Below are 22,233 nucleotides of genomic sequence, written 5' to 3' on the forward strand. Positions count from 1 at the left end.
CAATAATTTTCTGCAGTTTAGACTTCCCGGCAAATCCAGAAAAAACTAGATTTCACCAAACAGAATTTTAGCTTTTTGGATAAACTCTTCACTAATATCATACTGGCTGAGATTTTCCTTCCATTTAGATCTTTCATCACTACCCATACCTTTTGAACTACAGTATTTCAGGTAATAATAAAGACTTAAATTTTTATCCATTATTTCCTCTGCCTTAAAATTCTTCTCCAGGTTGCTTGCAACTTTATCATAATCTCCCGAATAGAGCATTGGCACAAACTCCAGTAGCTCAATTTGTTGACTTACCCAATCATAGTTAGACTGCTTCTTCTTTAGTAGTTTACCGGCGTCTTTTAAATATATTTCAGATAACTGAAGGATATTCTTCTGTACATCTCCCTCCAGATAAAGGCTAAAATCCTGATATTTCCTTGCAAGCCGGAGGGCAGTATGGTATTTCTGACTCTTGAAGTAGGCAATAGATTCCATCTGCACGAAAGATGTCTGCAGAGAATAATCTTTTAAAAGCTGCGCCACCTGGGTCCTGGACATATATCCTTTGTTGTGAAACACCACATCACCATTCCCATTAAGAATAAAAATATCTGGAATTGCGCGTACCCCATATTTCCTTGCCACATTCCTTTCGTGATCCATATCTATTTTTACGGGAACAAAATTTTGCATTAAAGCCTCAATCTCGGGATCACTCCAGGATTCCGCATCCATTGCTTTGCACGGGGCGCACCAGGTTGCCCAAAAATCAACTAAAATAAATTTATTAGTTCCCAAAGCAAGCTCCTTAGCATCTTCTAAAGACGTTAGCCAGTTTGCAGCATAGGTATTAAAACTAAAAAGGATTAAAATAAAAAATGTAATTTTCTTCATAAGAAATAGGACTTGTAGACAAAATAGAGTTTCTCTTTAAAACCTTCAAGAACTTAAGACATTTATTTCACCCTCGCCTTCATCTTCTCTACAATATTATAAGCAGCAGGGCAAATAGCCGTATTTTTGATGGTAATATTGGAAATTTTATGAAAATCTTTACGATCTGTATGAGGATATTCGCGGCAGGCTTTTGGTCTTACATCATAAATAAGGCAATAATTATCTGGAGCGAGAAACGCACAGGGAACTTCCTGCAAAACGTAATCCTTATCCTCATCAACCCGCAAATATTGCTCAATAAACTGCTGCGGCTTCAGCTTTAGGTGCTTACTTATTCGCTCAATATCTTTATTTGTAAAAAGTGGCCCGGTGGTTTTACAGCAATTTGCACAATCCAGACAATTTGTTTGAGCAAATTCCTCCTCATGCAACTCCTGCATCTGCCTGTCCAAATCCCTGGGTGGTTTCTTTCTAAGCCTGGAAAAAAACTTTTTATTTTCCTTATGCTTATCTTTGGCTTTTTCCGGGAGGTTGTCTAAAATTTCCTGCATGCTGCAAAGATATGAATAACAATAAGAAAGATATATTCGGAAAGGCAATTTCGGCCTATTATCACCAGAAGGATGAAACTGATATTACCGTGCATTCGCCCGACTTTGATGATGATGTGATTCCCGTTCCTTACCTGTTCAGAAGTTTTAGTGAAATGCCGGAGTTAGAAAAAGCAGCTTTAAAGAATTGCCGCGGAAAAGTTCTGGATGTTGGTTGCGGTGCCGGCAGCCATTCCCTTTACCTTCAGGATAAGAAGAAACTCCAGGTTACTGCTATTGATACTTCTGAAGGTGCTATAGAAGTCTGTAAGTTAAGAGGTGTAAAAGATGCTAAAACTACTGACTTCTTCGATTTAAAAGATGAAAAGTTTGAAACCATTCTGATGCTTATGAATGGCACCGGAATTGTAGGAAATCTTAAGAACCTGAATTTTTTCTTCAAAAAAGTGGCCTCCATTTTAGCTACCGGTGGGCAGCTACTTATCGACTCGTCAGACCTGAGTTACTTGCAGGACGATGATGAAGAGGACTTCGGAAATAAATATATTGGGGAACTTCAGTTTCAATTAAGTTATAAAGGTGAAAAATCTGATACTTTTGACTGGCTGTACATAGATTTTGATTCTCTAAAGCATATCGCAGACTACAACAACTTCGACTGTGAATTGTTGAAAAAAGGTCCGCATTATGATTATCTGGCAAGACTACAGCCAAAGAACAACTAATTTTTTACTTTAGACCGCGATCATAAAGTCACAATTTTTACACAAGAAAATGCCTGTCGAAACAAACAATTTTATTTTTACAAGATTGAAGATTAGCAGGTTTATTCTTCTTCTTTCCCTGCTGTGCTTTACCGTTTCCTGTAGTACAGATGAAAATGATGAACTTGCCGATAGAATAGATAAAAGCGTAAACCTTCGCGGTTTGGGTGATTCTGCAAGAGAGCTCTTGAGCGATGAGAAATATAAGTCCATGATTGTAGAGATGGTTTATGTGGAAGGAAATCAACCTACAGAAGCAGCGCTTTCGGGATTTAAGGCTTTTCTTGAAAGAAGAACCTTTAAGCCTGACGGTATTAATATCACTTTACGCGCGGTAAATTCTTCAGAAAAAGCGCCTTTTTCTATTGAAGAAATTGTTGAAATTGAGAAAGAAACGAGAACAATATATAACGCCGGCGATGAAATTGCAGTTTTTATTTATTTTGCTGACGGCAGCCATGAAAATGATGAAGACAACAAATTCACGCTGGGATCGGCTTACAGAAATACTTCAATGGTGATTTATGAAGAGACAATCAGAAATTTTTCTTCCGGGTTTGGCTCCCCGTCCAGGAGCACTGTTGAAGCTGCAGTACTAAATCATGAGTTTGGCCATTTGTTGGGATTGGTAAATATAGGAACAGAACCACAATCTGAACATGCAGATCCCGAAAATGACGGGCATTGTAACACTTCAGGCTGTTTGATGCGATCTTCTCTGGAATTTGGAAGCGGAATTTTGTCGCTGATCGATGAAAATGGTGTTCCAGAGCTGGACGTTGAATGCATAAGAGACCTGCAGTCTAATGGAGGTCGATAATTGAGATTTTTGGCATCATTCTTTTTTTAAAATCTGCGTTAATCGGCGTCATCTGCGATAAAATTTTATTGAACATGTAGTGTAAAGCCGATAATTGACAATTTTGAGGTCGCACATTTCTCAGAAGCTTTAAGTTTACAGGATCGATAATTGCCATTTTTTGGATCGAGCTTTAAAAGATTGAACTTTTCACTCTTCACCATCTACTCTTCACTCTTCACTCAAAAAACTAATTAGCAACTTCACTTATAAATTTAATGCGATAAAGCCGCAACTCCTCATCGTCATAATCACCATCAAACTCTTCTAAAGCATCGTCAATCTTATCATTTTCAGCTTCGAGGAAATATTCATGAATTTCTTCCTGCTGATCTTCATCTAATATATCCTGAAGATAATAATCAATATTCAGCTTGGTGCCGCTGTATACAATGGCTTCCATTTCTTTAATAAACTCGTCCATGGTCATCCCTTTAGCGGAAGCAATGTCGTCTAACGGCAATTTTCGATCTACATTTTGGATAATATAAAGCTTGAGTGCGGAATTAGCCCCGGTAGATTTTACCACGAGATCATCTGGTCGCGTAATATCATTTTCTTCCACATACCTCTCAATAAGCTCAACAAAATCTTTTCCGTATTTCTTAGCTTTCCCTTCTCCTACCCCAAAAATATTTTCTAATTCTTTTATGCTAACAGGGTATTTAAGAGCCATGTCTTCCAACGACGGATCCTGAAAAATGACAAATGGAGGCAACTCCATTTTTTTGGCAATTTTCTTCCTGAGATCCTTCAGCATTTTTACAAGTTGCTGATCTACCGCTCCGCCTGTCTTTTTTGATGCCGAAGGTACCGCTTCTGTAGTACTGTCGAAAATATGATCTTCGGTCATCATAAAAGATGAGGGCTCCTGAAGATATTTTTCTCCTTCCGGAGTAACTTTTATAACTCCATAAGTTTCAATGTCCTTTTTAAGATAACCCTGGACAAGCGCCTGCCTGATGAGCGCCATCCAAAATTTGCTATCCTTATAACTTCCTTTCCCAAAAAGAGGATGTTCATCTGTTCGATGTGACGAAATTATCGCATTAGCTTTTCCCTGTAAGGTTTTCACAAGGTCTTTCGCTTTGTAAAGTTCTTTGGTTTCTTTTACTGTTTTGAGTAATAGCGCTACCTCGTCCTTCGCCTCTACCTGCTTTTTAGGGTACCGCACATTGTCGTCCATAGTACCACCTTCCCCTGTTTCCTGATCAAATTCTTCCCCGAAATAATGAAGAATGAATTTTCTCCTGGAAATAGAAGTTTCAGCATAAGCAACGATCTCCTGTAGAAGTGCGTGACCAATTTCCTGCTCAGCCACAGGCTTGCCGCTCATAAACTTCTCCAGCTTTTCAATGTCTTTATAGGAGTAAAACGCAAGACAATGTCCTTCTCCCCCATCACGACCGGCGCGACCGGTTTCCTGGTAATAGCTTTCTATACTTTTAGGAATATCGTGATGAATCACAAACCGAACATCGGGCTTATCAATTCCCATCCCAAAGGCTATCGTGGCCACCACCACATCAATATCTTCCATCAGGAACATGTCCTGATGCCTGGACCTGGTTTTTGCTTCAAGACCTGCATGATACGGTACTGCGCTTATTCCGTTAACCTGAAGTGTCTGCGCAAGTTCTTCAACTTTTTTCCTGCTAAGACAGTAGATGATTCCCGATTTTCCTTCGTTTTGCTTTACAAAACGAATAATATCGGCATCAACATTTTTGGTTTTCGGTCTTACTTCGTAATATAAATTAGGTCGGTTAAAACTGGCTTTAAATGTTTTGGCATCTGTAATCCCAAGATTTTTCAGAATATCTTCCTGCACCTTTGGAGTTGCTGTCGCCGTAAGGGCGATAATTGGAATATTATCACCTATACGCTTTATAATACTCCTAAGGTTGCGATATTCAGGTCTGAAATCATGTCCCCATTCACTAATACAATGGGCTTCATCTATCGCTAAAAAAGAAACGGTCTGCCCTCTCAGGAATTCCACATAATCCTCTTTAGTCAGGGATTCGGGAGCTACATAAAGAAGTTTTGTAATTCCGTTGCTAATATCTTCCTTAACCTGTTTTACTTCGGTCTTATTGAGAGAGGAGTTTAGAACGTGGGCAACTCCGTGTTCTGAAGAAATTCCGCGAATTGCGTCTACCTGATTTTTCATTAAGGCGATTAATGGAGAAACTACGATCGCCGTTCCATCGGCAATAAGCGCAGGAAGCTGGTAACATAATGATTTTCCCCCGCCTGTTGGCATTACCACAAATGTATCCTTTCCTTTTACGATACTGGTAATTACTTGTTCCTGAAGTCCTTTAAACTGACTAAATCCAAAGTATTTCTTCAGCTCCTGATGTAAATCAATTTCCGTCAAACTCATTCAATTGTCTTACAATTTTATATACATTTGCAATACTAAATATACATATTTCTTTAGTACCTACAATTCATAACTCATCTAATTTGAAACTTCAAGAGAAAATTCTTACAGCCGCAAAAGAGACTATTTCCATCGAAGCCAAAGCAATTGCTAATTTAGAATACTTACTGGATGATGAATTTGTAGAGGCTGTAGAAACTATATACAATTCTAAAGGAAGGGTTATTGTTACCGGCATAGGAAAAAGTGCAGTTATTGGCACCAAGATTGTCGCCACGCTTAACTCTACCGGAACTCCTGCAGTATTTATGCATGCAGGCGATGCCATTCACGGCGATTTGGGAACAATCCAGAAAGAAGATGTGGTGCTTTGTATCTCAAAAAGTGGGAACAGCCCCGAAATAAAGGTTCTGGTACCATTCATTAAAAACTTTAATAATACCCTTATTGCGATTACCGGAGATAAATCTTCTTTTCTGGGCCAGGCAGCAGATTTTGTTCTCAACTCTTATGTAGAAAAAGAAGCCTGCCCTAATAATCTTGCACCAACAACAAGTACCACTGCCCAACTGGTTATAGGCGATGCTGTGGCAATTTGTCTTTTAAGACTGAAAGGATTTTCGAAAAAAGATTTTGCCAAATACCATCCCGGTGGTTCGCTGGGCAAAAAATTATATTTGCGTGTAGGCGACATTACCGTTCAAAATCAAAAACCACAAGTTTCTCCTGAAAGTAACCTTACAGAAGTTATCCTAGAAATCTCTGAAAAGATGTTGGGTGTAACCGCAGTTATTGAAAATGAAAAAATTGTGGGTATAATTACAGATGGTGATATTAGAAGAATGATTAGAAACAATGAAGAGATTAAGGGCCTTACTGCAAAAGATATAATGAGTGCAAATCCAAAACTTATTGATCATAACGCATTAGCGGTCGATGCTCTCGAAATTATACAGGAAAATAAAATTTCCCAGTTGCTTGCCGCTGAAAATGGAAGGTATACCGGAGTGGTACACCTTCATAACTTAATTCGCGAAGGAATTTTATAATGAAGAAAATAGCTTCCCCTCAACCTGAACAGGAACATGAGATGTCTTTCCTGGATCATCTCGAAGATTTAAGGTGGCATCTTATAAGAGCAACACTTGCTGTACTAATTGCTGCTGCTGCTGCTTTTTTGGCAAAGAGTTTTATTTTTGACGTTCTGCTTTTTGGACCCAGCAAAGGTAGCTTCTTCTCCTACGATATGCTTTGCAGAATTTCCACTTTTGTAGGAATAGACGGCGGATTCTGTTTTGATGACATGCCCTTCAGGATACAAAGTAGAACAATGGGCGGACAGTTTTCAGCACATGTCTGGACCTCGATAACTGCAGGTTTTATAGTTGCATTTCCGTATATAATCTATGAATTCTGGAAATTTGTAGCTCCGGCCATGCATGATTATGAAAGGAGAAATGCCAAAGGATTTATTTTCATTTCCTCTCTGCTCTTTTTTATTGGAGTATTGTTTGGGTACTATGTAGTAACTCCTCTATCCATAAATTTCCTCGGAAAATACCAGGTAAGCGAAACTGTTTTTAACGATTTTGACCTTAGTAGTTATATAAGCCTGGTAAGAGCTTCGGTACTCGCCAGTGGCCTCATTTTTGAACTGCCTATCGTTATTTATTTCCTTACAAAAGTAGGGGTGGTAACTCCTGATTTCCTTAGAAAGTATAGAAAATATGCCCTTGTTATTGTATTAATACTTTCCGCGGTTATTACTCCACCAGATATTGTAAGCCAGATAATTGTCGCCATTCCGGTACTTATCCTATACGAGGTTAGTATTTTCATCTCCAAGGTGATTTACAAAAGAGAATTAAAAAATCTAAAGAAAAAAGAGAATGCCAAATAAAGTAGAAGAATTCAATTCTTACCGCCAGCAAATGAATGATAAGATCCTTAATGAGAACAACAAGGTTCTTAAACGGATTTTTAACCTGGATACCAACGCCTTCGCAGAAGGAGGAGCTTTGGATAAGAAAACAAAGGAACTGCTGGGTTTGGTTGCTTCTGTAGTTTTAAGATGTGATGATTGCGTAAAATATCATCTGGAATCCAGCTATAAACAAGGCGTAGCCCGCGAAGAAGTAATGGAAACCTTAAGCATTGGAACCCTGATTGGGGGAACTATAGTTATTCCTCATTTACGAAGAGCTTTTGAATACTGGGAAGCCCTGGAAGAAGCCAAAGAAGAATAATTATTTGGTATAGTTAGTGCTTCAATTAGGATTAAATAATCAGAAATGAAATTACGCGCCGAAAAACTTGTAAAGACATATAAAGGAAGAGCTGTTGTTAAAGGAATTTCCGTGGAAGTAAACCAGGGAGAAATTGTTGGTTTACTAGGCCCTAACGGGGCAGGAAAGACCACTTCATTTTATATGATTGTAGGATTAATTAAACCAAATAGCGGCAATATATTTTTAGACAAAGCCGATATTACGAAGTATCCTATGTACAAGCGGGCGCAAAATGGTATAGGATATCTGGCACAGGAGGCTTCTGTTTTTAGAAAATTGAGTATTGAAGACAATATAATGAGCGTTTTGGAGCTCACTTCTTTATCTAAAAAAGAGCGACAATTGAAGATGGAATCGCTCATTGAAGAGTTCGGTTTAGGACATATCCGCACAAACCGTGGCGACCTTTTAAGTGGTGGAGAGCGACGGCGGACGGAAATAGCCCGCGCTCTTGCAACCGATCCGAAATTTATACTCCTGGATGAACCGTTTGCCGGTGTGGATCCTGTGGCAGTTGAAGATATCCAAAGAATTGTAGCCCAGCTGAAAAATAAAAATATTGGAATTCTAATTACCGACCATAACGTACAGGAAACCCTCGCGATTACCGACCGTACTTACCTTATGTTTGAAGGAAATATTTTAAAGCACGGGCAACCAGAAGAACTGGCTGCAGATGAAATGGTGAGAAAGGTTTACCTGGGTAAAAACTTTGAACTTCGGAAAAAGAAAATTTTTGACTAAAGCAGTTATCAGAATGTCGGAGGTTCGTCGCAGGGTCGCAATTTTTCGTCAAGAAATTTCTTCACAATTTGTTTAAGTAACGACTTTTACTTTTCACTTTTTTCAGTACTCCACTTCCACCTCCTTCTTCTGATCACCAAAAATTAGTGAAAGCAGTACATAGCTAATAATAATTACCGGTACAGCAGCAAACTGAAGAAAAATAACGAGCAACAGGCAAAGGATAATAAAGATATACCTGACTTTGTTATTTTTAAATGACCAGTCAGAAAATTTAAGTGCAAATAATTTTACTTCAGCATTTAAAAGATAACAACTCAACAATGTTAAACCTATTAAAAACCATTCATTTAAAATTAAAGAAGAGAGAATTTCACCGGGCTGAAAGGAAAGTATGAGCGGCAAACTCAGTATAAGGAGTGCGTTGGCAGGTGTAGGAAGTCCGATAAAGGAATCGGTTTGCCTGTCGTCTACATTAAATTTTGCAAGTCGGTAAGCAGATGCAAGCGTTATTAAAAGCCCTATTAAAGCCAGATTATTAAAGCTCCATTCCAGAATAGTATCGTCTACATTCCATTCGGTAGAAGTTCCGCTGCTGGTATTTGGAAGGGCAATATTCAGCATTTGATACATCACGATCCCCGGAACAACACCACTGGTTACAGCATCTGCCAAAGAATCCAGCTGAAGACCCACTTCACTTTTCACATCCAGAGCACGCGCCGCGAGACCATCAAAAAAGTCAAAAAATATGCCCAGCGCAACAAAAACAGCAGCCATAATCAGACTGCCCTGTACAGCAAAAATAACAGCGATACTACCGCTTAACAGGTTAAGAAGAGTTATAATGTTGGGGACGTGCCTTTTCAAATCCATAGAAATTTTTATATGAAGATACTAAAGTAAGCATTATTGGCAAGAGGAACCGTCATAAATAAGGAGCACCCTAAAAATGGCACTTATCGACCTTCAGAAAATAGAATCACATTTGGCACATCTTCTGTGTTAGATTATTTGCTATACAAGTGCATGAATAACTCGCTGTTTGTTATTTTTGAATGCATTTACTGTATTACTTTCAGAAATTTTCCATTTTAGCTTAACAACAAAAAACATGAAGAATATTTTACTGGCGATTTTAAGCGGAATTATACTCGCAATGGGATGGCCAACATACGGCTTTCCGTTTCTATTGTTTGTTGCTTTTGTGCCTCTTTTGTTTGCCGAATTTAAAATTCGGAATTTTTCCAGTTACAGCAAGCTAAAGACTTTTGGAGTAGCTTATCTCACTTTCTTTATCTGGAACCTCATCACTACTTACTGGATATATTTTTCCACCCCTTTTGGCGGTGCCTTCGCTTTTCTTGCCAATTCATTGCTGATGAGTGTGGTTTTTCTTCTTTACCACGTGGTCGCCAAAAGAACCAATTTTACCGCAGCTTCTTCTTTCCTTATCAGTATATGGATCGTTTTTGAAAAAATTCATTTAAACTGGGATTTTTCGTGGCCATGGCTAAACCTGGGAAATGGCTTTTCAGAATATCACAATCTTATCCAATGGTATGAGTATACGGGTACTTTTGGCGGTACTTTGTGGATCTGGTTGGTAAATATTGCTGTATTTAAAGCAGTTTTACTTTACCGGGAATTTAGTGATAAAGCTGTTATTTACCGCGGAATATTTAAACCCAGCCTTCTGCTAATTATTCCAATTTCCGTCTCCTACATTATCCGGTACAATTATGAAATGCCGGAAAGGTCTCTGGAAGCAGTAGTGCTTCAGCCAAATATAAATCCGTATACTGAAAAATATAACACCAATGACGCCCGTATTGCAACATTGCTCACAGATATAGCCGAAGAGAAAACCACAGAATCTACTGCGCTCCTTGTTGCGCCTGAAACTGTTTTTGCAGATGGTACGGTGCTACAGGAATTCGAAAATTCTGAAGCAGCTTATTTCGGCCGGCAGATCGTCCGGAAGTACGATAATTTGAATTTCTTAGGAGGCGTTTCTTTTTATCAGCGGTTCAGTGATCCAGCCCAGGTGCGACGACAAAGCAACCAACTGGGTCCAAATGACTGGTATGATGATTATAATTCGGCATTTTTGATAAGTGATGGTGAATCGCAGCTCTACCACAAGTCGAAGCTCGTGGTCGGCGTCGAAAATTTTCCTTATCAGAGTTTTTTAAAGCCCATTTTAGGCGATGTAATGATCGATTTAGGCGGAACAGTCGCTATGAAGACCACTCAGCCTGAGCGGGAAGTTTTTCAGCTTGATAATGGTGCTTTTACAGCTCCGATCATTTGCTATGAATCTGTTTATGGGGAGTATGTTACCGGCTATGTACAAAATGGAGCCGAATTTCTTACCATTATCACCAATGATGCCTGGTGGGGCGACACACAGGGCCATGAGCAACATCTTAGTTATGCCAAGTTAAGGGCAATCGAAACCCGAAAATCAGTTGTGAGAAGTGCCAACACCGGGATTTCTGCGTTTATTAATCCGTTGGGAGATGTTGGCAAAACTTTGGAGTACGAAAAACGCGGAAGCATAAAATCAGACGTACTGCTGAATAATGAAAAAACTTTTTATGTAGAATACGGGGATTACATCTCCAGGGTCGCACAATTCCTGGCGCTTTTCATCTTTCTTTTTGCCATGGTAAAGTATAAAAGGCACCGGCAGGCGTAAGCTGGTGTTCGTCGTCTGTTGTTTGTGGTTTGGTGTTAAAGCAAAGCATTGTAAAAAGATTAAATAATTTAAGATATTCGGTTGCGAGAATTTAAACGACAACTCAAAAATGGCAATTATCGACCTATATCTTTGTCTGAGATTTACGAGTAAACAAATTTTTCCCTCCTTAGCTCCTTACTCTTTTTTGCTACAAACTCTGAACTCTGAACTCCAAACTAACATTACTGTCCCCTATAGAATATTATCGTACTGAAAGTTTTCATAAGAATATCTATATCCAGAAATAAACCCCTGTGTTTAATATAATACAGATCGTACTGAAGTTTTTCAAGACTATCGGTATGGGAGGTGCCGTAATTTGCCATTACCTGTGCCCAGCCGGTAAGCCCGGGTTTAATCACATGCCGCGTTTCATAAAACGGAATTGCCTGCGATAACTCTTTTACGAAAACGGGCCTTTCAGGACGTGGACCTATCATGCTCATTTCTCCCTTAAGTACGTTTATAAATTGCGGAATTTCATCTATTCTGGAACGCCTGAGAAATTTTCCGAAGGGAGTAATCCGGAGGTCATCTTTTTGAGCATATTGTGGCCCTGACATTTCAGCATTTCTAAGCATTGTCCGGAATTTTAAGATTTTAAAGGTCTTTCCGTATTTGCCAATTCTTTCCTGTGAATAAAACAACTTTCCGCGATTGCCAAACAGGTTCCCCAAAAGGATAAACGGCAGGATTAATAGACCAAAAAATACCCCTATAATACCAGTTAATACATCAAAAATACGCGAGGAAAGCCTGTAAAATTGATTGGCATTATTCCGGCTAAAGGGAAAGTAGCGGTAAAAATCCTTATCGACTTTGTCCACAGGAATCCTCCTCGTTGTTTCCTCGTAAACATGAAAATAATCCCTTATAGGAAAACCTCTCATAAGAAGCTCATTAAGCTGATTGTAAAGGGTTATCATCAAATTGCGTTTATGCGCATGAGCCACAATAACTTCATTTATATGGTACTCCTCAACCACAGAAGACAAGTCTTCAACCTTAAAGCGAATTAATCCTTCATCCAAGCCGGCTTCAATTTCGTTTTCCGTATTGATATAACCAATAACAGAATAATTGGGATCTGAATTTCGAAGTGTATCCGCAATTAGTTTAATATCAAATGAGTCGCCCACGACCAGCACCCTTTTATAAAATCTCGGACTGGTGATTAAGGCAATATAAGCATACCTCCACAGTAACAAAATGACGGCAATAGATAGAAAAAAGAAAAGGATCTGCAAACGATTCTCCGGAAGGCTTGGCGTAATGTAAGGAGTGAGAATGTAAAAAAGAACAGTAAGGGAAGTGCTGAGAATTACATTTTGAAATACACTGTCAAACTTACTCGACTTCTGAAGGTCATACAGTTCAAATACAGTAGCAAAAAAATTGAAAAAGACAACAAGAACCACTGTCCATACCCAATATTGACTGTCTATTCTGAAATAACCAAATTGAAAGGTTATACCTACAATACTCAGCGCCAGAAGTACAAAAAAGGTATCAAAAAGACGCAGAAATATCTTTCGCTCGGAAATTTCAAAATGAAATATTGGCTTTTCAGACATGCACAGATTGATTCGGTAAGGGGATAAAGATATAATTTTTAGCTTAGCAATTCCACCCAATCGTCTTTAACTCGTTTCCAATCGAACCCCTCTGCTTTTTGACGAGCATTAGCGCTCAGTTTTGCAGCTTCTCCGGGATCATTAATTAAAAACCGAATGGCTTCAGTAGCTTCAATTTCGTTATTCTTCCTAACAAGAAGCCCATGCTCCCGATCCATGATTAAATAAGGAATACCACCAACATTGGTAGAGACTACAGGTAAACCAAGCGCCATGGCTTCAATTACACTTATCGGTGTATTGTCTGTATTAGACGTATTTAAAAAAATATCGTATTCTGAAGCGAGCGTAAGCCATTCTTCCTTCTGTAGTTTTCCGGGAAATTTTACCGGAAGATGATGAGTTTTAGCAAATTTCTTACAAATATCAAGACTACCATCCTTTTCAGGACCCACCATACATAGTTCCGCGGCTGGAAAATCCTTCAGCAAAAGCTTCAAAACTTTCAATGCCAGCATGGGATTATACACTTCTGCAAAGGAACGTACCCAGATTATCTTTGGCTGAATTTTCCTTCGCAGCTTGAATTTATAGTTTTCCAGCGGAATAGAATTTGGTATATATTTGAGATTATCAAACCCGTGTTTGCTGAAAATGTTCATCAGGTATTGTGAAGGAGCTACATTGCAATAAGCTTTTCCGAAGAGCTCCTGAGAAATTCTTGGGTTATTATTCAGTCTCTGTTCCAGATTTCCGCCATGTAAAATCGGAATGTAAGCAAGATTATTAATGCGGCATAAATGTGCTGAAAGTACAGCGTACCAAAAGTTTTTAGTGCTATAAATATCTATTAGTACGAGATCGCATTTCCCAGCATTAACTGCAATAGTACGCAGCATATCAAACAACCTCAACAACTGGTTTTTTTCTGAAGATGCGGTTTGGATTTTAAAACCTTCGTTTTCTAATAATTCGGTTAGGATATCTATAGCGGTGGGAGAAGCCCCACGTGTTTCGAGCTTATTACCAATGTAAATAAGACGCTTCATAAGAAGAGTTATTTCAGCACCTGATTCCAGTCTTCCTTTACAACCTCCCAATCAAATTTTTCCACCTTTTTCCGGGCTTCCTTACAGATTTCCATGGTTTTTTTTGGGTCTTCAATTAATTCTGAAATAGCTGCAGCCATGGCTTCCCGGTTATCCTCCGGCACCAGCACTCCATCCTTCTTATCCTCTATAAGCATCGGCATTCCACCAACATTGGTAGACACCACGGGCAGACCGAGACCCATCGCTTCAATAACGCTAATTGGGGTATTATCTATAGTGGTAGTATTTATAAAAAAATCGTAGTCAACAGAAAGAGCTGCCCATTCCCTCTTCTCCAGCTTGCCGGTAAAGCGTACCGGTAGTTTATGTTTACGCACATAAGACTTACACGCAGCCATACTACCATCTTTATCCGGACCAACCATACATAATTCGGTATCGGGATATTTTCTCATTAACTGAACAAGTACTTTTATCGCCAGCAGTGGATTATACCTTTTTTGAAACCGCCGTACCCATAACAGTCGTGGCCGGAAATTTTCCCGCTGTTTAAAAGGATAATTTCCCAGTTCAACAGAGTTGGGAACTATCCTGGTATTATCAAAACCTTTAGATTTAAAAATATTATATAAAAAAGCGGACGGTGCTATATTTACTTTTGCATGCCCAAAAAGTTTTCTGCTGTAGCTTTCCGAATCTTCAAGTCTTTCCGGCAGATTCCCTCCATGAAGAATGGGAATATAATCAAGTTTATAATGCTTACATGTTTTGCCCACCAGATACGCATAGTAAAAATTTAACGCTCCGTAGGTATCAATAAGGACTACATCTGTCTCTTTATGATGCCTTACCACCATCGCGAGCATCTCTACTAACCGCAGGCCTTTATTACTTCTTGTTGAAGCGGTTCTCACCTCATACCCCTCTCTTTTCAGCATTTTACTGAAGAAAGAGATATAAGTTGCCGTAAAGCTGTTAAGCTGCAAGTCGTTTCCTATGTAAAGGATCCTTTTTGTCATCTACAATATATAATAATGCCAGGCCATACACGAAAGCCGGAAGGGCTATTCGCATGGCGGAATGGTTTATTGTTAAAAACCAAAATGCTAAGAACGCCAAAAAATAATAATTGTTTCTAAATTTTGTCCAAAAGATTATGGGAACAAATATAAGAATTAAGATTGCCACCAGTCCAAGCAAACCATGTTCAGACAACAATCTGCTTACCTCGTTATGAGAAGCGGTCTCTGTGCCTGCCTCTTCAGAGCGGAATTCCTTTGCCTTTCCCACACCAACTCCTATCACCGGGTTATAATAAAAACCCTTAAGTTCAGTAATAATTAATTCGGCCCTTCCGGTGGTAATGTCATCTTCAAGTTTACCGGAAGCATCTCTGTTGGTATATCTATAAGTAATCAATCCCTGTGTCTGCACCGTAATTACAGCCCAGGTAGTAACGATTGCAAATAAAAGCAGCGCCATCTTTTTTATCAGTTTGGACTGGGATTTTGAGTCCTGTTTAATAAAATAGATAAAAATAAAAGCAATAACACAGGCCAGTGCAGTGAACACTCCTCCCCTGGAGAAGGTGACAATCGCACGATAACTCATTAGGGCCAGCAACGCCAAATCAATTATATTAATAGTTTTGTCTTTGATCGTAAAAAGACGCGTACAAACTAAAAATGCACCCAGCCCCATAACCGTAGATATCTGATTAGGACCATAACCTCCTGAAGCAGCATAATTAGAATTTGTCCCACTCATAAGCGCCTCCCCAATACTTGGTGTATAGAAATAGAGATAGGCCATGTTAGCCACCAAAGGCATAAGCAACATCATCAAGACATAATTGAATTCGGTTTTGGTGATTTTCTTATAATAGCAGTACAACGCAGAAACTCCCAGACAAACAGGGCCACTCAGATTAAAAGCAATTGCTTTTCTAAATACAACGTCGTAATCTAACGTAAAAGACGCTACTACCACTCCCGGAAATAAAATAAACAGATAAATCCAGAACGGTACTGTTCTGGAGGAAGTCCCTTTATAGAACATGCCTATTAGAAGAAACAGAATTACAGAATATTTTCCGGTTTCATAGAACACCATACCTCCGTTCATCCTGAAGAAAACCTCTGCACCTGCCATATAAGCCGCTGCCATAAGGGCTTCATTGTTCCTGTTTTCTTTTAATATTACATAAAACAGGAAACCTCCCAACACTCCAAATAGCATAAATTGCGCGGCAGGACGATAGGCATATACTGCAAATCCCATTAAAATATGGAAAAGCAGCACTTTCAAATAGGATATGTAGTTTAACTTCTTAATTTGAATATTTTTTGGGGCTAATTTACTATTTGCCTGAAATTTACCCTCACAACCGGTAATAAAATCCTATAACTTTATGAATCACTTTTTCTACTGAATAGTTTTCGTGGACAGATTGCTGTAATGCCTTTGCATCTTTTTTCATCTTTTCCCTATCACAAAAATAAGAACTAATAGCATTAGATAAAGCACTGGGATTTTGAGAATCGACTACCAATCCGTTTTTCTGAACAACTTCAGGAACCTGTCCAACTTTTGTAACTACCACAGGTAAGCCGGCCATTCCATACTCCAGCAGCGCCAAAGGTAATCCCTCAGACTGCGAAGACAAGACGCCAAGATTTGCTGCCTTTAAATATCTGTAAATATCGTCTTGTTCGTTATATGAATGAATATGATCCTGAACCGGTGATTCTGCAATTCTTTTCTGAAGGTTTTCAGAATAAGTCGTTCCGGGATCACCGCCAATCAGGTGTAAACTTACTGGAAACTGAATACTGAGAATTTCGAAAGCTTTCAGAAGTGTAGTATGATCCTTTTGAGGACGAAAGTTTGCCACACAAATTATTTTGAACTCATTATCTTCACCTTTAAGCCGGAAGTCTGACCGGGATTCTTCTGAAGGAGAAGCAACAAAGTTATTGATATAGACAACTAATGGACAATGAAGGTTTTTTAGCGCCCAATCTTTTAAATCTGAATTTACTGATATTATTCCGTCGAAAAACCTCGAAAAGAAAGCCAAAGGCTGAAGAGACCTTTTTTGCAAAAATTCACTATCCCCATAATGATCGTGCCATACCAGCTTAAATGGTACTCCTAAAAGCTTTAGCAGGCCAGCCAAAAAATAGGAAGTGCCGTGCGCATGAATAATTTCAATTTTTTCCTTTTCAACAAAGCTTTTTAGCTTCCGGAGAGCAAATAAATCAAGACTATTTCTTTTTTTCAGAAATAAATATCCAACATTAGCTGCAAGATCTTTTTTCAGCAAACCTTCTTTCCGGGTGCAACATAAGTAGGAACGGTGATTTTTTTCACAAAGCGTGTTAGCATAAGCAACGGCCATTTTTTCTGCTCCTCCCGGTCTTAATGAATCTATTAGTTGAAGGATCCGCAGAGATTTAGGATTCGCGGTTGTGGATTTTCGCTTCGGGGTTTGTTGTTTGGCATTTGTTGTTTGGGGCTTGTTGTTTAGGGTTTGCTCTCCCAAAATCTCCCTTGCTGCCCTTTCAAATCGTTCCAAAGTATATTGCTGACTCCATTTTTGTGCCGTCAAAGACATTTCCTCCAACTTCTCCGGATCTTTTGTGAGCTCAATTATTCTATTTACGATTTCTTCTAACTCAGAACGGCTATTTGCTCTCCTCCCTCCACTCTCCACGGTATCAATTCTCTTCTCTCTGCTTTTTTTTCCCTCCTCCAAATCCTGAATTAAAATACCCCGACTCCCGAAATCAAGCATCCACGGCACGCAGCTAACAGTTGTCGCTATTGGAATACATCCAAAAAACATAGCTTCGGCAACAGCTTTTGGCCAACCTTCACTTTTTGAAGGCAGTATCAAAAAATGACAATTTTCGTACTCCGTTTTCAGGTCCTTCAACTTTATATTTCGGTGGAAGGTAACGCAGGAGTTCAAATTGTTCTTTTTCACATAATTTTCAAGTTCTGTTCTTAAGATGCCGTCTCCAAAAAAATCCAGTCTCACCTCAACTCCTTTTTTCTGAAGTTTTTCAATAAGCTGAATGGCAAATTTTGGTCTTTTCCCTTCCACAAGGCTTCCTACGAACATAAATCGATAAGGAGAACTGATTTTTTTTTCAATTTTCCTCTTTTCTGTTTCTGAAAAAGAGGCAGTGAAAAAAGGCATAATATTGGCCGACTGATTTGGCCACTTTCCATAAACAAGAACCTGAATATTTCGGCTTAAAAAGGTATTACTTAAAATTTTCTTCTGAAGTTTATACGTCCAGGGCTGCACGGCTTCAGGATCCCAATTTCCCGCGTATTTTACCGTTTTTGGCTTCTTCGGAAAAAAGATCTGAAGAAAACATCCGATTAAACTGACATTTCCGGGGCAACGAAGATGAATATGATCTGCTTCCCGCATTACCTTCAGTATTCCCCAGAAAACTTTCGGCAATTTGAGGAGTGAGTTTATGCTATGGGCGATATTTGTAAAATTCAGGACCGGGATTTGGTAAAATTCCGTATCAACTTCATTATAAGAAGTTTCAATGGCAGCGGGATCACCGGAAATTTTTGGAGCTGTGATTAGTAGTTTATCTGCAGATTTCAGCCAGATATTCATCTCTTTTATATAAGGAGCGTAGGAATAGAATTTCCCTTCCTGCTCCTTGTGCAAAATGTAGCTGATAATTCCAAATTTCATATTACTGAAACAGATTGTAGAAGTCTGAATATACAAATTTTAAGCTGCGCTTAAACTGGAAGTAACCCTCCCCATCTATATTGTAATCACCGTCGTAAACCATATAATATTCTGCACCCACTTTTTGAATATCCAGCTGATGCATCCCCCGGTTAAACCACTTGATATTTTCCTGCGGACCAAGATATTCTTTTTGCTCCCGGACCAATTCCAGGTGATTGTCTATATTCGATAACCTGAAAATAGAAATTGCCGAGCCATATCCATACCTGCGGTCCTGGATTGGCAAATAATGATTGTCATTAAATTCGAAAAATCTTCCTCCCGGCCGGGTTTCATTCCCCAAACGAACGGTATAATTCTCTGCTTCTTTCCAAAGGCCGGTAAGAGAATCTGCCGTGAACATGTACTGCTGCATGTGATCGTCTACGGCAACAATAAGATTCAGATCTTTGGATAATAAAATAGCCGGATCTTTTAATTTTCGGTTTTTAATAAGGGTATCGGTTTTTTGCCAGTTATAAGGAAAATCAGCCGACTTATATAAAATCACATTCCCGGTCTGACTGGTTTCCGGAAGCATGTAATATTCATTGTTATGTTTAAATACCTGCGGAAATGATAAATGAAAATCTTCATCCAATACAACACCTTTATATTTATAATTTTCCCCTTCAGCTGAAGTAAAAAGGGCAATATCTGCATCATTTTCGCCCTTTAACTCCACAAAAAGATAAAAAGTATCCTTATCTTCTATGAAAAAAGGGTCAGCTATGTAATGTCCGCTTTTCTTCAGAAAACTATCTACTTCAGGATACGTAATGATATTCTCCCGATCGATATTTGGCTTTTTCAGCACCTCATCTGTAAACGAATATCCCACTGACCATTTGCCGACAACAGGATTTACATATGGGTAGAAGTAATTTAAAATTAATAACAAGAAAAGCCCTGCCAGTAAAAAAAATCCGAAATATGTAAAGAACCTCCTCCGCATTTAAAGTTGAACCTTTGGCTTATCCCAGAGCAAACTCCACCATCCCCAGATTCTCCCCATACTTTCTGTAAATGCTGATTTTTTTTCTGAAGTGGTAAGTACATTTCCTATCCTAATTAACGTAAGCAGGCATGCTGTTGCATGCCATTTAAATTTCGCTTTCAGCGGCGGATTTTGAAATTTCACCCGCCACACATACCACCCGTTTCTTACTACCATCTTTCCATATTTGAATTTATTTGGCCTTCCTCCTTCTTCGTGGTTATGATAAAGCTGCGCATCCGTATTAACATAAAGTTGTCCAACTTGTGAAGCACGCAAACACAAATCCATGTCCTCATAAAGCCCATAACCTTCGAAATACTCTGAGAACTTTACTAGTTTAAACAATTTTTTCTTGTAAGAAGCCACTCCTCCCATAAAAAACTCCACCGGATATATTTTTCCGGAAGGTGGTAAAAATCCGGTTGAAAAGCCATTGCCTGCTTTTGGCATATAACCCGGCGGCTCATTACTTAATAAATTCAGCTTTTTTCTTAAAACATTCCTGCTTCCCAATTTTCTTTTCCAGCCACTAAATTGAAATTCATCAAATTCAAGTTCATTATTCTCAGTTCTTTCCCATTTAACCTCCTCTATAATATAGCCTCCCACTCCCAAAGCATCTGGAAATTCAGTATATGTATTTATTAGATTTTCAAAGTAAGGCGGAGTCAGCACAATATCATCATCCAGAAAACAGACAATTTCTGAAGATTTGGCAACTTTTCTTATTCCGAAGTTGCGCTGTTTTGTGAGTCCGCGATTTTCTTCCGGAATTTTAAAATATTCAAGATTCGAAAAGGAAGAACCTTCGAGCATCTTCCAAGTCTCTTCATCCCTGGAACCATCTATAATAAGAATTTGATCTGGAAAAAGTGTTTGTTCTTCAACAGAATTCAGAAGTTTAAGCAAAGGCTTTGCCCTGTGGTAAGTACATATTATCAGAGTGAACTTCATTCCGGGCTTCTAAATAAATTTGGAGTTAAGGGCTGCACAAATATATAAAAAGCAATCAGGTAGTAAATAGAATTCATTTTACAGGAAGACCAGGAGAATCATTTTCCTTTAATAGCTTAGTTGCCCATTCTTCACTAAGTTTCCATCTTTTATTTAATTGCCTGAGATATTTTACCGGGTTTTTAATGGGTTGTCGGCTATAAAATTTTATAAACAGCGAAACCTTATACCCTCTTATTTGCTCCGGAGTATAATGTTTAATAGCATATGCCATTAGCGTGGGGGAAGGCTTGGGTGAAATTTCGCCCTGCTCCCATGGAAGTTTCGGCTTTTCCCGGAAACCACCTACAGGAGCTTTTAAATGTAACGTCTGCAGCCCCGGATGATAAATAACATCACATCCCTTATTTCGAAGTTGCATTCCGAAATCTGCATCTTCTCCAAATCCAAATTCAAAGATGTTCGAGAATTGGCATTTTTCAGCATACCTTGTTTTAACCATACTCGTTCCGGCTCCAAAACTACCCCACTGCTTCACCTTATGAAATACTGTTTCCTCTCCAGGTTGTTTACAATTCAGATTTACTGCCGAAATTTGGTATTTTTCGGCCTCCTCTATAACCTGGTGCAATAATCCTGATTTCAACCGGATATCATCATCAGCAAAAAAAATCCAATCACTTTTCACTTCCTTAAGGGCGCGATTCCTGGCATTACAGGCGCCGGTCTTATGGGTGAAATGGTAAATTATCAAGAAGGGCCATTCTTTAGCAAGAATTTCTGCTAACTCAGATTCAGCATCTTTATCAGGATTCTGTTCAATGATTATCACATTCCGGGGCTTCAGAATTTGTTCTTTCAGATCATTCAGCACCTGTTCGAGGTATTTTTTCCTACCAAGGGTGGGAATAATTACATCTAAAGATGTGTCATCAGAATTCTGGGAAGCTTCAGGTATAAAATCCGATAAATCCACATCCTCCCTGAAATTCTTTTTCTGAACAAAAGCTTTAGAATAGCTCATCATTGCTGCTTTCTTTTCATATTTCCACAAACACCACTGAAGGACGCTAGTCCAGGAGCTTGTATAATGCTGATGAACAAATGAAAACAATTGACTATAGGAAGCAACCGGAACAGGATTATTGTTTGTCGCTGCTTTTGTAAGAGCGGGATCACTATAACAGAACAAGCCGTTTTGCTGACCGGTTTTGGCTATAGCATTCAGGAAATAACCAAAATCAGAAATTTTACCATATAATTCTTTAAATCTAAGAAGCACCCTTCCGTAGATGCCACCCAAATCTGTGCTCATTTGCCAAGTAGGATATTTTATTTTCCTGTTTATATTGATAAAAGGCAGCTGATCTACATAACCGATGCTGTCCGGCAGGTAAGTAGTCTTTAAACCATATGAAGCCATGATTAGCTGATGATGAAAAATACACTCCCAAGAATCGAGGTTGATGTCCTTCAGAAATTCCTTTTCACACCAGCCAATTATGTCATCAGGAAATTTTTCTGCCACTTCCCAAAAAGCTGTTGTACAGTCTGAAGTTTCCACAGATTGCTCCTGCCCGTCCTTTAGAACTCGGACAACTTTTTTTCCTTTCGCATGGATTAGGAGAATCATATGGAAACATTAAATTTCTTCAA

19 protein-coding genes are annotated in these 22,233 nt (G+C 38.9%); 7 read left to right on the forward strand and 12 right to left on the reverse strand.

The window, feature by feature from the left end; translation table 11 throughout:
* Positions 1-45: 45 nt before the first annotated feature.
* Positions 46-888 (reverse strand): thioredoxin fold domain-containing protein, encoded by an 843-nt coding sequence (locus tag RM541_RS10620; protein ID WP_311500129.1) that lies wholly within the window; start codon positions 886-888, stop codon positions 46-48.
* A 62-nt stretch (positions 889-950) separates the two neighbouring features.
* Complete coding sequence (locus tag RM541_RS10625) at positions 951-1,442, reverse strand: YkgJ family cysteine cluster protein (protein WP_311496340.1); 492 nt, start codon at positions 1,440-1,442, stop codon at positions 951-953.
* An 11-nt stretch (positions 1,443-1,453) separates the two neighbouring features.
* On the opposite strand from RM541_RS10625, the gene RM541_RS10630 reads away from it, so the two are divergent.
* Both RM541_RS10630 and RM541_RS10635 read left to right on the forward strand, forming a co-directional pair.
* A complete protein-coding gene (locus RM541_RS10630) occupies positions 1,454-2,167 on the forward strand; it encodes a class I SAM-dependent methyltransferase (protein WP_311500130.1) in 714 nt (237 codons plus the stop codon).
* Between the two features lie 49 nt (positions 2,168-2,216).
* On the forward strand, positions 2,217-3,026 hold the full coding sequence (locus RM541_RS10635) for a hypothetical protein (RefSeq protein ID WP_311500131.1): 810 nt from the start codon (positions 2,217-2,219) through the stop codon (positions 3,024-3,026).
* Between the two features lie 229 nt (positions 3,027-3,255).
* Here RM541_RS10635 and recQ read toward each other — a convergent pair whose 3' ends face one another.
* Positions 3,256-5,454, reverse strand: a complete 2,199-nt coding sequence (gene recQ, locus RM541_RS10640) for a DNA helicase RecQ (protein WP_311500132.1) — start codon at positions 5,452-5,454, stop codon at positions 3,256-3,258.
* Positions 5,455-5,537: 83 nt separating this feature from the next.
* On the opposite strand from recQ, the gene RM541_RS10645 reads away from it, so the two are divergent.
* The 4 genes from RM541_RS10645 to lptB are packed head-to-tail and all read left to right on the forward strand — an operon-like array spanning position 5,538 to position 8,486.
* Positions 5,538-6,503 carry a KpsF/GutQ family sugar-phosphate isomerase gene (locus RM541_RS10645; protein ID WP_311500133.1) on the forward strand — a complete coding sequence of 322 codons (966 nt, stop codon included), beginning with the start codon at positions 5,538-5,540 and terminating at the stop codon, positions 6,501-6,503.
* A complete protein-coding gene (gene tatC / locus RM541_RS10650) occupies positions 6,503-7,354 on the forward strand; it encodes a twin-arginine translocase subunit TatC (protein WP_311500134.1) in 852 nt (283 codons plus the stop codon). The genes RM541_RS10645 and tatC overlap by 1 nt, the downstream gene beginning before the upstream one ends.
* Entirely contained in the window at positions 7,344-7,700 is a 357-nt protein-coding gene (locus RM541_RS10655; protein WP_311500135.1) for a carboxymuconolactone decarboxylase family protein, read from the forward strand. Before tatC ends, RM541_RS10655 begins: the two co-directional genes overlap by 11 nt.
* Before the next feature lie 45 nt (positions 7,701-7,745).
* Complete coding sequence (gene lptB, locus RM541_RS10660) at positions 7,746-8,486, forward strand: LPS export ABC transporter ATP-binding protein (protein ID WP_311496333.1); 741 nt, start codon at positions 7,746-7,748, stop codon at positions 8,484-8,486.
* A gap of 102 nt (positions 8,487-8,588) precedes the next feature.
* Here lptB and RM541_RS10665 read toward each other — a convergent pair whose 3' ends face one another.
* Positions 8,589-9,362, reverse strand: a complete 774-nt coding sequence (locus RM541_RS10665; protein WP_311500136.1) for a CDP-alcohol phosphatidyltransferase family protein — start codon at positions 9,360-9,362, stop codon at positions 8,589-8,591.
* 238 nt (positions 9,363-9,600) lie between these two features.
* Between RM541_RS10665 and lnt the strand changes: the two genes are divergently transcribed.
* Entirely contained in the window at positions 9,601-11,187 is a 1,587-nt protein-coding gene (gene lnt / locus RM541_RS10670; RefSeq protein ID WP_311500137.1) for an apolipoprotein N-acyltransferase, read from the forward strand.
* A 224-nt stretch (positions 11,188-11,411) separates the two neighbouring features.
* On the opposite strand, the gene RM541_RS10675 is transcribed toward lnt, so the two are convergent.
* From RM541_RS10675 to RM541_RS10710, 8 genes are all read right to left on the reverse strand, one after another.
* Positions 11,412-12,803, reverse strand: a complete 1,392-nt coding sequence (locus RM541_RS10675) for a sugar transferase (RefSeq protein ID WP_311500138.1) — start codon at positions 12,801-12,803, stop codon at positions 11,412-11,414.
* A gap of 38 nt (positions 12,804-12,841) precedes the next feature.
* Positions 12,842-13,852 carry a glycosyltransferase family 4 protein gene (locus RM541_RS10680; protein WP_311500139.1) on the reverse strand — a complete coding sequence of 337 codons (1,011 nt, stop codon included), beginning with the start codon at positions 13,850-13,852 and terminating at the stop codon, positions 12,842-12,844.
* 8 nt (positions 13,853-13,860) lie between these two features.
* Positions 13,861-14,874, reverse strand: coding sequence for a glycosyltransferase family 4 protein (locus tag RM541_RS10685; RefSeq protein ID WP_311500140.1), 1,014 nt, complete (start codon positions 14,872-14,874; stop codon positions 13,861-13,863).
* A complete protein-coding gene (locus RM541_RS10690; protein ID WP_311500264.1) occupies positions 14,831-16,156 on the reverse strand; it encodes an O-antigen ligase family protein in 1,326 nt (441 codons plus the stop codon). Before RM541_RS10690 ends, RM541_RS10685 begins: the two co-directional genes overlap by 44 nt.
* Before the next feature lie 79 nt (positions 16,157-16,235).
* Positions 16,236-18,581, reverse strand: a complete 2,346-nt coding sequence (locus RM541_RS10695) for a glycosyltransferase (RefSeq protein ID WP_311500141.1) — start codon at positions 18,579-18,581, stop codon at positions 16,236-16,238.
* Position 18,582: 1 nt separating this feature from the next.
* Entirely contained in the window at positions 18,583-19,578 is a 996-nt protein-coding gene (locus RM541_RS10700) for a glucosamine inositolphosphorylceramide transferase family protein (protein ID WP_311500142.1), read from the reverse strand.
* Positions 19,579-20,577 carry a glycosyltransferase family 2 protein gene (locus RM541_RS10705; protein ID WP_311500143.1) on the reverse strand — a complete coding sequence of 333 codons (999 nt, stop codon included), beginning with the start codon at positions 20,575-20,577 and terminating at the stop codon, positions 19,579-19,581. It lies immediately after the preceding gene.
* Between the two features lie 73 nt (positions 20,578-20,650).
* Complete coding sequence (locus tag RM541_RS10710; protein WP_311500144.1) at positions 20,651-22,210, reverse strand: glycosyltransferase family 2 protein; 1,560 nt, start codon at positions 22,208-22,210, stop codon at positions 20,651-20,653.
* Positions 22,211-22,233 lie beyond the last annotated feature (23 nt).

The sequence above is a fragment of the Autumnicola psychrophila genome (assembly GCF_031846645.1).
Classification (GTDB): domain Bacteria; phylum Bacteroidota; class Bacteroidia; order Flavobacteriales; family Flavobacteriaceae; genus Autumnicola; species Autumnicola psychrophila.

Coding starts and splice junctions, on each gene's coding strand:
- RM541_RS10620 (WP_311500129.1), bottom strand. CDS start 888: ATGAAGAAAATTACATTTTTTATTTTAATCCTTTTTAGTTTTAATACC.
- RM541_RS10625 (WP_311496340.1), bottom strand. CDS start 1,442: ATGCAGGAAATTTTAGACAACCTCCCGGAAAAAGCCAAAGATAAGCAT.
- RM541_RS10630 (WP_311500130.1), top strand. CDS start 1,454: ATGAATAACAATAAGAAAGATATATTCGGAAAGGCAATTTCGGCCTAT.
- RM541_RS10635 (WP_311500131.1), top strand. CDS start 2,217: ATGCCTGTCGAAACAAACAATTTTATTTTTACAAGATTGAAGATTAGC.
- recQ (WP_311500132.1), bottom strand. CDS start 5,454: ATGAGTTTGACGGAAATTGATTTACATCAGGAGCTGAAGAAATACTTT.
- tatC (WP_311500134.1), top strand. CDS start 6,503: ATGAAGAAAATAGCTTCCCCTCAACCTGAACAGGAACATGAGATGTCT.
- RM541_RS10655 (WP_311500135.1), top strand. CDS start 7,344: ATGCCAAATAAAGTAGAAGAATTCAATTCTTACCGCCAGCAAATGAAT.
- lptB (WP_311496333.1), top strand. CDS start 7,746: ATGAAATTACGCGCCGAAAAACTTGTAAAGACATATAAAGGAAGAGCT.
- RM541_RS10665 (WP_311500136.1), bottom strand. CDS start 9,362: ATGGATTTGAAAAGGCACGTCCCCAACATTATAACTCTTCTTAACCTG.
- lnt (WP_311500137.1), top strand. CDS start 9,601: ATGAAGAATATTTTACTGGCGATTTTAAGCGGAATTATACTCGCAATG.
- RM541_RS10675 (WP_311500138.1), bottom strand. CDS start 12,803: ATGTCTGAAAAGCCAATATTTCATTTTGAAATTTCCGAGCGAAAGATA.
- RM541_RS10680 (WP_311500139.1), bottom strand. CDS start 13,852: ATGAAGCGTCTTATTTACATTGGTAATAAGCTCGAAACACGTGGGGCT.
- RM541_RS10685 (WP_311500140.1), bottom strand. CDS start 14,874: ATGACAAAAAGGATCCTTTACATAGGAAACGACTTGCAGCTTAACAGC.
- RM541_RS10695 (WP_311500141.1), bottom strand. CDS start 18,581: ATGAAATTTGGAATTATCAGCTACATTTTGCACAAGGAGCAGGAAGGG.
- RM541_RS10700 (WP_311500142.1), bottom strand. CDS start 19,578: ATGCGGAGGAGGTTCTTTACATATTTCGGATTTTTTTTACTGGCAGGG.
- RM541_RS10705 (WP_311500143.1), bottom strand. CDS start 20,577: ATGAAGTTCACTCTGATAATATGTACTTACCACAGGGCAAAGCCTTTG.
- RM541_RS10710 (WP_311500144.1), bottom strand. CDS start 22,210: ATGATTCTCCTAATCCATGCGAAAGGAAAAAAAGTTGTCCGAGTTCTA.